A 14,886-nucleotide genomic window follows, 5' to 3' on the forward strand; every position below is an offset into this window, starting at 1 on the left:
AGGCCGCTCGGGTTTATCCATAGCCTGCGGCTCATTTGTTGAAACAGCAGACAATAAAAAAGGCGCCCAGGCGCCTTTTTTATTTCTTAGTGGATTCAGATGATGTTAATCGGAATGGACAGCACTTCCGTGATGGTCCCTCCCGGGGTGGTCACTGTCACCAGGAAAGTGCCACTGTTTGGTTGTTCTTCGCCCTTGAGTGTCACGGTAAATTCGCGGCCACCATTGTAGTTGGAACTTGGCCAGGTATATTCGGCCGTGCTGACGACCGAGCCCGCACTGGCAACAAATTTGACCACAGAATTCGCCGGCATCTGCTGGTTGTGTAAATCAGAGAGGGTAAAATTCACCGAGGCGACGCCCTTGCCCAGGATATCTATGCTGCCGCCCAAGTTGTCGCCGTCATTATCGACAATCCTGACATCGTCTGCGTCCGTGGCAAAAGCGACGCTGCCCGACATCACCATCACCAGGCTGGCACGCACATACAAGGTTTTCGACTCGCTGATGCCATCGGCACAGCCCGCATGGGCGGGTTCGCTGCATAAGACGCCATTGTACTTGCCGTCTTTGACATCGAATACTCCGTTGGCATTGAAATCCACCAGCTCTTCCAGGGCACCGCCTACCTGACCACCGCTTTGCTGTGGGTTGAAGAAACCATCTTCGTTGTAATCGTTGTATGCGTCATCGAGATCGAAGCTGTTACCACTGACATCTTTCTCAGTGAGGAATGTCGTCATTTCGTCGGCATCGAAACGACCGTTACCATTGAGATCGGGGAAAGATTCCTCGCCGATGGCGGTGGCCGTGATAGTCGCCCGGCCGCCGTATTTCTGGCCATAGAGGTTACCATAGAGATCCAGGGCGGCATCATAGCTCAGCTGGGCACTGGGGTTTTTGGTCTGCGCCCCGGCACCGTCGAGCAGGGTGTTACCCTCGGGACGTGCCTGCTGGCTCCTCCATGTCACAGTACAAGCGCCATTGACCGTGGTGCAAGAGGGCTCGATCGCCCCGCCCTCTGTGGTGAAAGAGACACTGGTGCCATCGGGAACCGGGTTATTGAAGGCATCGGCCAAGCGGGCAGTCACCGCAACCTCGGTCCCCTCTTGGTCCCAACCTTCGGCATTGACCACTTCGGCCGACAATGAAAAACTGTCTTGATCCGGAATACCGGTCGATATCACCAGCTCATTCGACTGGCTGGAAATCACAGGACTGCTGCCGTTGATGGTGCCGGTAACGCGCACCGAGGTCGATACTGTGCCTGTCCTGACAACCGTCTGGACTATGCCCTGGGCGTTGGTAGTGGCGCTGGCGGGATCCAGAGAGATGCCCCCCACGACAGTGTTCAGCGAAAAATCCACCGCCTGGTTGCTGACAGGATTACCGTTGGTATCCAACACTTTGAACAGTACAACCGAGGACTCGTCGCCGCCGGTGCCCTTCAAGCTGATGTTTTCCGGTGAAGCAGACACAAACACTATGCTGCCAACGTCTGCCGACAGCACGTTTACAGTGCCGGCGGCAGCCAGGCTCAGTCCGCCGGCATTGGCGCTGACATTGATAGGATCGTCACCGACACAACCCTTGGCCAGGTAAGTGCTGGTAGCCACGCCGTTGACCGAGGTCACGGGCGAGCTCAGGCTGGCGCTGGGCACTGTGGCTCCGGAACAGGTCGAGGCAAAGTTGACCTCCACCGGCTGGGTGAAAGGGTTGCCCTTCTCGTCCTGGATCAGCACCGACACGGTTGCCGTGCCGCCGGCTGATAACACAGCCGCACTCACCGCCGCCTGGCCTTTGACAAAAGGATCGCCGCTGCCCATGAGCACATTGGTGGCGCCTATCACTACGACGGTTTGGCCAATTTCCCCACTGGAGAGTGAGGCCGTCACTTCACCTGCCCCCAAGACGTTACCGGCATAGATGTCGATACTGGCCTTACCCTGGGCGTCGGTCACCGCCGTCTTGATCGGCAAATCACCAATGCTGGAGTCGAAGGTCACTATCGCAGGCTTGTTGATACCCGTCACTGTGGCGGTCAGCTTACCAGGGACCAAAGAAGTGATAGCATCTATGGCGTTACCCGCCGCATCGGTTAAGGCCAGGCTCACCTGGGCGCCGCCACCGGCCTCACCGCCGTCCCCCTTCATGGTAAAGCCGACGCTCGCCGACTCGCCGCCGGGTATGGTGCCAGTGACCAGGCCAGCGCCGGCGAGACTGGCGGTGCTGAGTGTGATCGTCGCCTTGCCGTCACTGCCGGTCAAGGCCGTGCCCGTGATGGGATCGAATGAGCCAATCTGGCTGTTATTGAGAGTGAAAGTGACCAGCTCGCCCACCAAGGCGCCCGTCAGGCTGTTAGACACAGTGGCAGTGACTGTGGCCGGTGTTGCCGCGTCAATATCGCTGTGGTCAATGGTGAGTACAAGGCTTGTGGTTCCCGTGGGTGGGGTGCTGCCATCACCGCTGTCGGTTATGCCTCCACCACCACTGCAGGCCAGTAAGAAAAAAGAACAAAAAAACGCCAAAATATAGTTATAGGCTGACTTCATTGTCAGGCTCCTGTGTTACTCAGATTATGTTATGAAGCTTTACGCTTACTAGTTATAGGCTAACATTACACAATCTTCGTATTACATTTCCATAACTCTCTTGTTTTATTTGTTGATATCCCCGAAAAAATTAACTTCTGTCGCCATTTCATCTACAGCGCTTTCTTGTTAGGCTTACCCCGCCAAAATTAGAAAGCATAAAAAATAAACAGGAACAACTATGGCCGCGACTCAAAGTTACAAACTCGGACTGACAGCTAAGATCCTCATTGGCATGGGAGCCGGTGTTTTATTCGGTCTATTGCTGAGAAATCTCTTTCCAGGCAGTGAATTCATCCAAGATTATATTACCGACGGTTTTTTACATGTCATAGGCACAATCTTCATTTCCAGCTTGAAGATGCTGGTCGTCCCCCTGGTCTTCATCTCACTGGTATGCGGCACTTGCTCCTTGAGCGATCCCGCTAAACTCGGCCGTCTCGGCGGCAAGACCATCGCCTTCTATCTGTTCACCACGGCAATCGCTCTTTCGCTGGCCATCTTAACCGCTGTCTTGATCCATCCGGGCAACGCTTCCATGGTCACGGAGAACATGCAATACAGTGCCGGCGATGCCCCCAGTTTAGCCGAGGTGCTGATCGGCATAGTCCCGACTAACCCTATGAAGGCCATGAGCGACGGCAATATGCTGCAGATCATCATATTTGCGGTGATTTTTGGCTTCGCCATTTCCCACGTTGGGAGCAAGGGCAAGCGGGTTGCGGCCTTGTTTGAAGATCTCAATGAAGTCATCATGCGCGTCGTCACCCTGATCATGCTCATGGCACCCTATGGGGTCTTCGCGCTCATGGGAAAACTGGCACTCACCCTGGGGCTGGAAACCTTCGGCAGCGTGGTGAAATACTTCTTCGTGGTCCTGGCGGTGCTCTTTGTCCATGCCTTCCTGGTTTACCCTATACTGCTGAAGCTCTTCTCGGGCCTGAGCCCACTGACCTTCATACGTAAGATGCGTGATGTGCAACTGTTTGCCTTCAGCACCGCCAGCTCCAATGCCACCCTGCCGGTCACCATAGAGACTGCCGAGCATAGATTGGGAGTGGACAACAAGATCGCCGCCTTTACCCTGCCGCTCGGCGCGACCATCAACATGGATGGCACGGCGATCATGCAAGGGGTTGCTACCGTCTTCATAGCCCAGGTCTTTGGCATAGAATTGACCATCACAGACTATATTGCCGTGGTCGTCACCGCCACTCTGGCGTCAATCGGCACGGCCGGTGTCCCGGGTGTAGGACTTATCATGCTGGCCATGGTGCTTAATCAAGTCGGCTTGCCGGTCGAAGGCATAGCCCTGATCATAGGCGTAGACAGGCTGCTGGACATGGTTCGCACCGCGGTAAACGTGACGGGTGATACAGTTGCGACAGTGATCATCGCCAAGTCAGAGGGGGAGTTCAATGAAGCCACCTTCATGGATCCCAAAGCGGGCAAGGCGACATTGGAAGAAGCGGCCGCCGATCTCACAGGGCATAAAGGCTGATTTTAGAGCTTCACGCAGTGAGTTGCACAACCTCACTTAGATAAACATCTGTAAACACCTTGCCCTCATGGCAAGGTGTTTTTTTTATCCTTTCCTGGCCTCGAAAGGGTTATTCAAAACAAGCCACCCTCCCGTTCCCAGCCGCATACAGCTAAGCCAAACCCTATAGTCCCCATGGGCCGCCACACCAAACGATGCCTTGCACGCCTGCAAAGGCATACCTGACACCAAGGAATATTCGCATGGAGGACATCAAGAGCAGGGAGCGGAAAAGGAAGCGACTGTCTGACGCAGGATAGTTAAGGCTGAACTAGCAACCGAGCAACGGCACCTTTTGTCCCTTGAGGATCTTCCGCCCCAGGGCATCCACGCCGATATTCATCATGGCGGTGAAGCACATCAGCACCAAGGCACCAGCGAAGCGGATCTCGGCAAATTGGCTGTCGATGTAAAAGCCCAGAGTAGCGATACCCAACATGCCGAAGATGGCCGTTTCCCTTAAGATCACTTCGAAGCGATAGAAGAGCAGCGCCATCACCCCGGGATAGAGTCTGGGAAGGATTTCATAGAAATAGTTATCCAGCTTAGGGGAAAACTGCGCCGAAACGACCAACTTATCGCTCTGCCTGGTGGTAAGGAAGGTCAGCAGGGCAGCATTATGCAGCGCCAGTGCCAGCATGGCCGGCAACATGGAGGGCCCCAACAGCAGCATGAGCACGAATGCCAACAGATATTCGGGCAGGGAGCGCAGAACCAGCAACATGGCCTTGCCGCCGAAGACGGTCCATTTCCCCCGCAATTGGCGGCTGACCAGCGGCAACCACAGCAGCGTCAGCACATGAGTCATGGCCAATGCCACCAAGGCCAGGATCAGGGTGGCAAAGATCCCAGGCAAGGCCTGCTTCTCTAACAGAGTGAGCAACCAGCGCCCCAGTTCATTGAGCCTTTGCAGGTCCAACTGCTCTAGATGGCTGACTCTCTGTAGCATGGGTGGCCAGATATCCTGACTCAAGAAGCGCCAGATGAGATGTCCATCTATGGCCGGGAGTTCGGGTAGAAACATCAGCGCCAACAAGAGATACAGCGGCAGCAACCTGGCGCGGCACCAATAAGAGATGCTGCCGATCAACAGCACAAACAAGATCAACAAGGCGCCACCTTGATGGTACTGCCCCTGCTTGAATGCCGACTCGAGATAAAAGCCCAGAGTCGGCATGCCGACAAAGCCCAGCACCGCACTGCTGCGCAAGGCACACTCGAAGCGGTAGCGGATATAGGCCTGCAGTTGCCCCGACACATGGACTATGCGGCCAAAGACATAGCGGCTGAGCATATCGGTGCCAGCGGGCAGGTTCTGGCCTGTATCGGCCGGCGCGAGTGAGATGATGTCGTGAAACACCCTGGCGAAGGTGGCACCGAAGGGCAAGGCGATCGCCAGAATGCCGGTAACGGGCGATAAGCCAAACAGCTGCAGGAACAAGAGTGCCCAGAAAATCTCATGGATGGCGCGGATGAAGGCGCAAAATGCCGCCACCCAAGGTTTATGGTAAACCAGCGCCAGGGGCGCGCCCCACAGGAGACCGGCACACACCCCCAGCAGCGCGAAGCTAACCGTCTGCCATAGGGCCTCGAGCAGGTATTCGGTGGCGAAAAAATCGGGTTGCAACACCCCGAGCAACATGCGTCCGAGTTCGCTCCAGGGCTCGAGGGCGATCACTTCGGTATCGGCGAGCATGAAGCAGCCACAGGCCAACAACCAGAGCCCGATTGTCATCTTCTGCCAGTACCCCAGAGCATAAGGCACTGCCTTGGCGGCCACAGTCTTAGCGAACATAAAGCATCATCATGAATGGCATGGCCGGACAGTTACCCATGCAGCGGGAGAGGGTCATGGGGAGTTATCCGCGGCTGCGCTTCCATGCCTGTGTAAAACTCCGCCAGCATGGCGGCATCGACCTCGGCGGAGGGCAAATCGAAGGCGACCCGCCCCGCTTTAAGCCCCAAGATGCGATCGAAATTGCTCAAGGCCAACTGCTTATCGTGCAGCACCATGACCACAGTGGCATGGCGACTGAAAACCAACTCCAGCAACCTTTGCCCCATGGCAGGGTCGAGTGCCGAAAAGGGTTCATCTCCGATGAAGACAGGCTGTTCCTGATACAGGGCCCGCCCCAGGGCGACCCTCTGACGTTGGCCACCGGATAGCCTGTCCACCTGAGTGGCCAAAGGGCTGTCCAACTCCAGCTGCCGACAGAGCTCTGTCACTTGCAGACGGTTTTTCTTAAATGGATACAAGAGATTGAAAAGATTATAAACACTGTTATGGCGGGCGAGCGCCCCCATGTAGATGTTGTGATACAGGCTCAAGCCCTCCACCAGCCCTTGAGACTGAGCGCATAACGCCGCCTCGGATTTGAGTTGTTGATAGAGGTGTTGCACCAGGGTCGACTTACCTGTACCCGAGGGCCCCAGGATGGCGACACGTTCACCACGGCGCAGCCGAAAGTCAACGCCGGCAAGAATCATCTTGCCGGCGTATCCGAGTGACGCTTGTTCGAGTTGCAATAGGGTCAATCGAGCATGCCTATGGTCTTGGCGACATTTTCTATCGGTTCGTAATCGCTGTTTTCAGCAGGCACGAACGACTGGCGCGGGAAGCTCGCCAACAAGTCGGCATCTTTCATGTTCAGCAGCGCGGCGGTCAACTTGGCCTTGAAGCCTGCCCCGAAACTGGCATCCACTCCGGCGCGCACCGTCCATTGGTAGTCCGGATAGACAGGGCTTTCCCAGATCACCTTGACCTTAGTGGTGTCTATCTTGCCATCGGCCAGTGCAGTTTCCCACACCTTGTAGTTGACGGCACCTACCTGATAAACCCCGGCTTGCACCTGAGTGATGGTGCGACTGTGATCGCCGGAGAAGCCCACGCGCTTGAACACCTCTTCCGGCTTCTTGCCCAGATTGCGTTCGATGAAAAATTGCGGCATCAAGCGTCCCGAGGTGGAATCCTTAGAGCCGAAGGTGAAGGTCTGTCCCTTGAGCGCCGGGAAGTTAGCCGACCGCTCCAGCCCAGTCGAATGATGGGCGATGAAATAGCTCTTGAAGAATTGATCTTCATAGCCTTGGGCTATCGCCTCCGAGCCAGGCACCAGACGGCGGGCCTGCACTCCGGATAAACCACCAAACCAGGCCAGCTGCACCTGGTTATTGCGAAAGGCGGTCACAGCGGCGGAATAAGACTTCACAGGCACATACTTCACCTCGACGCCGAGTTCTTTCTCCAAATACACTGCAACCTTGTCGAAACGGGTCCGCAGTTGGCTCTCATTCTCGTCCGGAATGGCGGTAAAGGTAAACGTCGCGCTGTACACGCTGCTGGCAAACAAACTGAGGCATAGAGCGCCTATGTAAGGCAAAGTTTTCATGCTGGTAATTCCCCGATAAAATTTCGACAATTTTAACCTATTAGCCAAGGCTTACAAGTCATCATGCGCTGAGAGAGGCAATAATCGCACCAAATCGCGCTTCTGCTGCTTAATAAAGCGTTCGGGTCAGCGAGGGTTAAGTTAACCCCCAATAACATGAGACAATATTTGGCTAGGTTCGCAGATCTGCGTAAACTGATGCCAGTCGAGGTAAGGACAAAGCTGTTATGAGAATTTTGGTCGTTGAAGATGATCCGATTTTATCGCATCACCTTAAGGTGCAACTGAGTGAGTTGGGAAATCAGGTGCAGGTTGCCCTCACTGCGGGTGAAGGCTTTTATCAGGCGACCAACTACCCTATCGATGTCGCCATCGTCGATCTGGGGCTGCCGGATCAAGATGGCATAGGTCTGATCCAAAGGCTGAGGGAGTCAGGTCTCAAGGCCCCCGTTCTCATCCTCACAGCGCGCGTCAATTGGCAAGATAAAGTCGAAGGACTCAATGCCGGCGCCGACGACTACCTGGTCAAACCCTTTCAGAAGGAAGAATTGGTGGCCCGTCTCGATGCCCTGGTCCGCCGCAGCGCGGGCTTCGTCAGACCCGTCATCCGCAGCGGCGATCTGGAACTGGATCTCGCGGCCAAACAGGTGAGGCTGAATCAGGAACCCATGGAGGTCACGGCCTTCGAATATCAAATCCTCGAATATCTGATGCGCCACTGTCATGAGGTGGTCGCCAAACAGCGCTTGCTGGATGTGATCTATGGCGACAAGGAAGGGGATCCCAATACCATTGAAGTCATGGTCAGCCGCTTGCGCAAGAAGCTCACCCGGGACGGCATAGACAACCCCATAGTCACCATACGTGGGCAAGGATATAAATTTAACTTACCATGCAGCTGAGCCTGAAACCCAAGAAACGTCTGCTGACGCGGATGTTTCTCACCTCTTTGTCCATCATTGCGCTGGTCGGCTTCGGTCTCGCCTGGATGATCAATATACTCCACGCGCAGAACAGCTATAACGAAGAGACGGCACAGCTGATCGCCGAAATTCCCCAGGTCGCCGCCGAACTGAGGGAACATGATCTGATCCCCGACACCAGTGCCTGGCTCGAAGAGAACAACAAACAGGAACGCTATGTTATCGCCAGCTGCGATAAAAGCTTTCAACAGGTCTGGACCTCGTCATTGGCGGTCGATCGGGGGCTGTTCGACACCTGTGAAAAATTCAATGAAATTCGCAACGACTCGCCCCCCTACTACCTGACTCTGGCCGATAACCGGGGTTACTTCGTCTACCTGCTCGCGGTCGAAATTGCCGGGGTACATTACAACTTGCTGGTCATGAAGGATGCCGCCAAGCTGGAGCTGGAATACAGCAAGTTCAGCAAGCGCACCTATGTGCGTCTGGCGTTGGTGCTGTCCCTGGCGCTGGTGTTGTTGGTCAGTGCCGCTTACTGGGGAATGCGCCCCTTGGTGCGCATGCAAACCGAATTGCAATCGATCAACCAAGGTAATGCCAAGGCGCTGTCCGAAGGCTATCCGGTGGAGCTTGAGGGCGTCACCCAGGCGCTGAACCAACTGCTGCAACAGTCCACGGCCCAGCAGGAAAGGTATCAGAATGCGATGAATGACCTGGCCCATAGCCTCAAGACCCGCCTCGCCGCCGTGCATGCCATCACGGATGATGCCAGTCTGGACAAGCAAGCAGGCAACGAGAAAATCATGGAGCAAGTCAGCCAGATGGACCAGCTGGTGAAATACCAGCTCAAGCGCGCCATGCTGGGACGTCAGGGACTGAAACAGGAACTGACTCCCCTGGCCCAGGTGGTAGAACCCCTGGCGCAAATGCTGTTCAAGATCTACCGGGATAAGCAGGTCGAGTTCAGCAGCAAGCTGACCGCCGACGTCTCGTTTCCGGGCAATAAGGGCGATCTGATGGAACTGTGCGGTAACCTGATGGAAAATGCCTTTCGTCTCTGTATAGGCAGGGTGCACTTGGCTGCCGACATCAACGCCAACGGCGAGTTCGAGCTGCTTGTCGAAGATGATGGTCAGGGAGTCGAAGAGAGCCTGAGGCAAAAGATTATTCAGCGCGGAGTGCGGGCAGACACTCAATCCCCTGGGCAAGGCATAGGCCTGGCCGTATGCCATGAGATAGTCACAAGTTATGGTGGCAGCTTAACCATAGAAGACAGCCCGCTCGAGGGGGCCTGTTTTCGCATTAAGATCCCATTTTAAGCCGGGCCCGGCCTGAGGCAGCTATTTCGCCTGGGCGTACAACTGCTCGGCACGGTTAAACATGATCCAGGATGTGGCAATGTATTTATCATTGCTCACAGGCATATTCCCCCTGTGGGAATGGCTAAAACCGGCCGGGGCGATCACCATGGTCCCCTTCTTCGGCCTTATCTTACGCTGCTGGTAGAAAAACTCTGTCTCCCCCCCTTCTTCGACATCATTGAGGTAGAACATGTAGAGCACCACTCTATGCAGGGCTTCATTATGACCATTCTGGGGAAACTGTTCCGAGTGCCAGTGGGGATACCCACCTTTATTCTGTTGATATTTTTGAATATTAATAGTGCCACTGCGGTATAAATACTTCACCAGCGCTTCGGCCCGCGGCAAGCCGAGAGCGGCAAAGTTATCCGGGGTCAGGGTAGCCGGCTTGCCTTCCTCATCGGCCACAGTCACTGCCACAGCCCCCATCAATGCCATGGCATAACGGCAGAAATAACTGGTGGTGTGCTTAAGGGTATGGCCCAAAAGTTCGTTGCGCAGTGGCTGCAAGTCTGGATGCGCATCCAGCATCAGATCACGGCTGAGCTTCTTGTCGACATCGACACCATTGCCTGTGTGGCCATCGACGACCCCCTTGTGCTGTTCGAACACAGAAATCAAACGCTCACATAAGTCGTGGGGTAATGCATCCGGATAAACTTCTATAAAATCCATAATTCCTCAATGAATAGGCCATTTTATCGACTGTCTATGCTGACATGGCCGTGAAGTAATTGTAAAGCTGGATTGTTAAGATAAACTAGCCCTACTATTTCTCCTCATACCCCATTATGGCCAAAACCTGCAAAGTGATGATCAACCAGCTCCAGCTGGGGAATTTTGTCCGCCTGCCCCTGGCTTGGAAAGATCATCCCTTTCTGTTCAGTAATTTCCAGTTAAAGCAACAGGCACAGATAGAACTGCTCAAAAATCTCAACCTGGAATTTGTGTTTGTCGATCTCGAACGCAGTAAGGCCCCCCCGCTATCCGCGGCCGAAGCCGCCGCCACCCAAGCCAGCCCTGTTGGCTCCATGGATGTGCTCAAGCGTGATATGGAGAAAGACAAGCGCACCCGCATAGAGATGCAGAAGAAATTTCGCCGGGACCTGCAGAAAACCGAACAGGCCTTCAATCGCTCGGTCAGCATAATGCGTAACCTGGTCGGTAAACTGCGCAACCGGCCACTCAATGCCGTCGATGATGCCAAAGACTTGATATCGAATATAGCCGACCAGCTATTGGACTCCAACAGCCTGGTGTTGCATCTGATGCCGGATGACAAGCAAGATGAAGGCTTCTACTATCACTCGCTCAATGTGGCCGTCCTCTCCATGTTAGTCGCCAAGGAATTCGGCTGGGAGCGCAGCGAGATTGAGACCCTGGGCATGGGTGCCTTATTTCACGATATAGGCAAGTTGAAGATCCCCTCGAACGTACTTAAAAAGTCGACTCCCCTGACTCGTCCGGAAGCCAACTTCATCAGACAACACCCGCTGTTTGGCATAGAGTTTCTGCGCCTGGCAGATACCTTCCCCAAGGCTGCTTTAGCCTTGATTGCCAATCACCATGAATTCCTCGATGGCAGCGGCTTTCCCCGGGGACTGGAAGAGAAAGATCTGAGCAAGTTATGCCAGCTCATTGCCGTAGTGAATCAATACGATACCTTATGCCACCCGGCTCCCCAGACAAAAGCCAAAACCCCCTATGCCGCCCTGGGCTACCTATACAAACATTTCAAGACCAAGTTAAATCCCGGCTATGTCGGCAGCATGATAAAAATGCTGGGTATCTATCCCCCAGGGAGTTTGGTCGAGTTATCCAATGGCCAATTTGGTATGGTGATGGCGGTCAATCTCGAGCAGTTGTTGCTGCCCAGGGTTCTGGTTTACGACGCCCTGGTGCCCAAGGATCAGGCCGCCATCATAGATCTCAAAGAGCATGAATTGACCATAGTACGTTGTCTGCCCCCCTCGGCTTTGCCCAAGAAAATCCATCAATACCTGAATCCAAGAGAAAGAGTAAGCTATTACTTCGGCGACAATAATCCGGCCTGATTGCGCCGCTGATTTAAAGCAGGCGCACCAAAGGTCGTGCTCCTGTTCCTGCGGCTTAGCGGCTAGCACCTAGCACCTAGCACCTAGCACCAATAGTGCCTGACGCGGCAGTGCTTGGCCCCGGGCTTGCTTGTAGAAAGGCGCCGGATTGGCTAGCTTTACTAATAGACAGCCCTGACTGTCTGCGGGAGGCTAACCATGACCCCAGTACCTGACTTCGATACCTTGCTGTGGCTGGCACAGCATCAACCGGCGCAACTGGCACAGCTGCAACAGAAGCTCAACGACGAGCTGATCGCAGCATCGGATAACCGGGCGCAGCTGTGTTGCGTCAAACACAATCTGGAGCAACGTCTGTCACTCTGCCACAATCCCTATCACAGGTGTGTCGTCATCATGTCCTTGATGCGTAACAGGCTCATGACACTGGCCACTGTGCTCAATCACCCGCAAGACTTTGCGCAGCAACAGGCACAGATAATGCCATTCGAGCTAAAGCCCAAATAGCACGGCAGCAGAAAGACCTGGAGCTAGAGCCAATGTTTACGCTTGAAGAAGAAATAGGTACCTGCGGCGCTCGCCAGCATCATGACTATCGCCATAGGATAGCCGTATTGCCATGACAGCTCTGGCATAGTGGCGAAGTTCATCCCGTAACTGCTGGCGATCAGAGTCGGAGGCAGGAACACCACGGCGGCTACCGAGAAGATTTTGATGATCTTATTCTGCTGCAAACCACTGAAACCCATGGCCGCATCGAGCAAGAAGTTAAGCTTGTCGAAGATAAACTGACTGTGGGGCATCAAAGACTCGATATCCGACAACATCTCACGCAAGTCTTTCAGGTGCTCATCGGACAGCTCACCTCGGTAATAACGTTGCATGTAACGCAAGGAGCGCTGGGTATCGAGCAGACTCAGGCGTATCTTGCCGTTGGAGTCTTCCTGCAGCGTGATGAGCTTAAATACATCATCGAGCTCATCGCTCTCGAATACTTGCTCACCGACATTCTCCAATACGGTATAGACGTCTTCGATCAAGTCAGACAGATAGTCCACCTTGAGGTTAAACAACTCCAGGAACAGCTCCTGCGGTGTCGAAGCATCTATCCGCCCGAGACGCAGGTAGTTGCGCAGCAAACGGATCAGGCCCACGTCGTCTTCACGAATGGTGAGCAAAAAGTTGCTACGCAGGTTGAAGGAGACGTTCACTCCGCGGACATCCTGGCCGACACGCTGGGGAAAGAGGGAGTTGATATGCAGGCCGTCGCTATTCTGGTAGAAACGCGCCGAAGCCTCGATTTCGTTGATATCTTCTTCATCCGGCACTTCTTCGACGGAAAAGCGGCTCAACCAGTCACGTTCTTCATCGTCTGGCTTATAGAGATCCAACCAGAGAGTCGAAGGAGGAAGACTATCCTGCATATTCAATTCTACTATCGTAAGGCTACGATTCTCATAGACATAGGCAGTGATCATATATCCTCCAGGAGATTATCTGCGACGTAAAAATGCAGACCAAAAAATTGGGGCTAGTTTACCCCATAGGCGCACAATGGAAAGCCACCTGTAGGATTTTATTCAGATTATTTCATGCTGGTCCGAGCTGAAGCGGCACAATAGCTACCGCCATCCTGATACCGACGATGCCATGGAAAAAAATGGTCCGTCGTCTAATGGCAGCGGGTGAGAAAATCCAGCCCGGCGATGACACCGAGTTGATAGTCCCGATAAAGTGCCACCCTACTGCTGCCGAGCAACTTGGTACATAGGCTCGCCGGTGGGATAATCTGCTTTATCTCAACATCTGCGGGTGGACTGGCCATGAATGCCAGCTCACTCCCATAAGCCAGCGCATGTTGCACCAGGTAATCCAGGGTCTTGGGACAATAGCCAGGGGCGCATAACCAGTCTTTGAGCTTATTCGCCCAGGCGAATTCGGTCTGAAACGATGTCGACAGGGTTCGAATGACCACTATCCGGCGTGCGCCGCGATGATACGCCTCCTGGACGGGCAAAGGAGCGGCCAGGCCCCCATCGACATACCTTTGTCCCCCTATTGCAACCCCATGGCGATACAAGAGGGGTAAGGCACAGGACGCCTTGAGCAACTCCCGCCAATTATGCAACTCGGGTTCAAAATAATATGCCTTCCTGTCATGCAAACCTGTCGCCACAATCAAGAGGCGCTTCTGCCTCAGTTGTTCGTAGGCGGCACAGAGATCCAAGCTATACTCCTGTCGTTTGGTTTGTTCAAAATACCAGTCGAAATCGACCAGATGCCCCCCCAATAAGTAGCGCTTAGGATCGACGAACTCGACCTGCTTCGACAGTGTCATGATCAGCCGCCGGGCATAGCCCGCTTGCCCGGCGAGAAAACTCGTCAGGTTCTGTGCTCCTGCCGAAGTGCCGAGCAGCAAATCGAAGGGGTTATACTTGGCTCTCAACCAGGCATCGAGCACCCCGGCGGTAAAGATCCCCCTCTGACCTCCACCTTCGGCCACTAACGCCACCTTGGCTGCCTGCTCATTCCCATGATCGCCCATCATCACAGTCCCATGGCAGTCTTCTTACTTAAGCTAAATGTAGGCTCAAACGGCGCGAAAAGATAATCGACCGATTGGATTATTAAGACAGCTCTTTTCAATGAGATGGGGCAATAAGATGAAAATAATGAGATGAGAGTAAGGAGATGAGGCTATGAAAGTAGCGCACGTAAGTTTTAGCTGAACCAATACAAAAAAGCCCGTTGCTTTCGCAACGGGCTTTCTCGATTCTCTTACGAGCAATTAGGCGCCTGTCATGGCCAGCTTCCAGCCAAGCTCTCTGCGTTCGGACCTTTTATCTTCCCCATGTTCGAGTGAGCATTTCAAAAGCTGTTAAACGAAAAAATCCCCAACACAGTGTGCTGGGGATTTATCGCTTCTCTTTCGAGAAAATTAGGCGCCTGGAAATGACCTACTCTCACATGGGGAGACCCCACACTACCATCGGCGCGATTGCGTTTCACTTCTGAGTTCGGGATGGGATCA

General features: G+C 54.1%; 12 protein-coding genes and 1 rRNA gene. 5 read left to right on the top strand and 8 right to left on the bottom strand.

The genetic code is table 11. The features are described from left to right. Positions 1-95: 95 nt before the first annotated feature. Positions 96-2,552: an Ig-like domain-containing protein gene (locus LZP73_RS16650; protein WP_234236085.1), complete on the bottom strand. Its 2,457-nt coding sequence runs from the start codon at positions 2,550-2,552 to the stop codon at positions 96-98. Positions 2,553-2,772: 220 nt separating this feature from the next. Here LZP73_RS16650 and LZP73_RS16655 point away from each other — a divergent pair, with 220 nt between their 5' ends. After that, a complete protein-coding gene (locus tag LZP73_RS16655; protein ID WP_234236086.1) occupies positions 2,773-4,092 on the top strand; it encodes a dicarboxylate/amino acid:cation symporter in 1,320 nt (439 codons plus the stop codon). 310 nt (positions 4,093-4,402) lie between these two features. On the opposite strand, the gene LZP73_RS16660 is transcribed toward LZP73_RS16655, so the two are convergent. The 3 genes from LZP73_RS16660 to LZP73_RS16670 are packed head-to-tail and all read right to left on the bottom strand — an operon-like array spanning position 4,403 to position 7,517. After that, on the bottom strand, positions 4,403-5,926 hold the full coding sequence (locus LZP73_RS16660) for an ABC transporter permease (RefSeq protein ID WP_234236087.1): 1,524 nt from the start codon (positions 5,924-5,926) through the stop codon (positions 4,403-4,405). Between the two features lie 32 nt (positions 5,927-5,958). Next, positions 5,959-6,666 carry an ATP-binding cassette domain-containing protein gene (locus LZP73_RS16665; RefSeq protein WP_326490360.1) on the bottom strand — a complete coding sequence of 236 codons (708 nt, stop codon included), beginning with the start codon at positions 6,664-6,666 and terminating at the stop codon, positions 5,959-5,961. After that, positions 6,663-7,517: a putative selenate ABC transporter substrate-binding protein gene (locus tag LZP73_RS16670; RefSeq protein WP_234236088.1), complete on the bottom strand. Its 855-nt coding sequence runs from the start codon at positions 7,515-7,517 to the stop codon at positions 6,663-6,665. The genes LZP73_RS16665 and LZP73_RS16670 overlap by 4 nt, the downstream gene beginning before the upstream one ends. Before the next feature lie 227 nt (positions 7,518-7,744). On the opposite strand from LZP73_RS16670, the gene LZP73_RS16675 reads away from it, so the two are divergent. Together LZP73_RS16675 and LZP73_RS16680 are read left to right on the top strand one after the other, a co-directional pair. Then, on the top strand, positions 7,745-8,419 hold the full coding sequence (locus tag LZP73_RS16675) for a response regulator (RefSeq protein WP_234236089.1): 675 nt from the start codon (positions 7,745-7,747) through the stop codon (positions 8,417-8,419). Next, a complete protein-coding gene (locus LZP73_RS16680; RefSeq protein ID WP_169562224.1) occupies positions 8,410-9,759 on the top strand; it encodes an ATP-binding protein in 1,350 nt (449 codons plus the stop codon). Before LZP73_RS16675 ends, LZP73_RS16680 begins: the two co-directional genes overlap by 10 nt. 21 nt (positions 9,760-9,780) lie before the next feature. On the opposite strand, the gene LZP73_RS16685 is transcribed toward LZP73_RS16680, so the two are convergent. Continuing rightward, positions 9,781-10,476: a 2OG-Fe(II) oxygenase gene (locus LZP73_RS16685; RefSeq protein WP_234236090.1), complete on the bottom strand. Its 696-nt coding sequence runs from the start codon at positions 10,474-10,476 to the stop codon at positions 9,781-9,783. A gap of 116 nt (positions 10,477-10,592) precedes the next feature. On the opposite strand from LZP73_RS16685, the gene LZP73_RS16690 reads away from it, so the two are divergent. Continuing rightward, positions 10,593-11,855, top strand: a complete 1,263-nt coding sequence (locus LZP73_RS16690) for an HD-GYP domain-containing protein (protein WP_234236091.1) — start codon at positions 10,593-10,595, stop codon at positions 11,853-11,855. Between the two features lie 198 nt (positions 11,856-12,053). Further along, the gene (locus tag LZP73_RS16695; RefSeq protein ID WP_234236092.1) at positions 12,054-12,362 is read left to right on the top strand and encodes a DUF3135 domain-containing protein; all 309 of its coding nucleotides are present in this window, start codon (positions 12,054-12,056) and stop codon (positions 12,360-12,362) included. Positions 12,363-12,385: 23 nt separating this feature from the next. On the opposite strand, the gene corA is transcribed toward LZP73_RS16695, so the two are convergent. The 3 genes from corA to rrf form a co-directional block, all read right to left on the bottom strand. Further along, the gene (corA, locus tag LZP73_RS16700) at positions 12,386-13,333 is read right to left on the bottom strand and encodes a magnesium/cobalt transporter CorA (RefSeq protein ID WP_234236093.1); all 948 of its coding nucleotides are present in this window, start codon (positions 13,331-13,333) and stop codon (positions 12,386-12,388) included. Between the two features lie 194 nt (positions 13,334-13,527). Beyond that, positions 13,528-14,403: a patatin-like phospholipase family protein gene (locus LZP73_RS16705; protein WP_234236094.1), complete on the bottom strand. Its 876-nt coding sequence runs from the start codon at positions 14,401-14,403 to the stop codon at positions 13,528-13,530. Positions 14,404-14,799: 396 nt separating this feature from the next. Continuing rightward, positions 14,800-14,886, bottom strand: a 5S ribosomal RNA gene (gene rrf, locus LZP73_RS16710); the annotation flags it as partial.

This window comes from Shewanella sp. AS16 (assembly GCF_021412365.1).
GTDB lineage: Bacteria > Pseudomonadota > Gammaproteobacteria > Enterobacterales > Shewanellaceae > Shewanella > Shewanella salipaludis.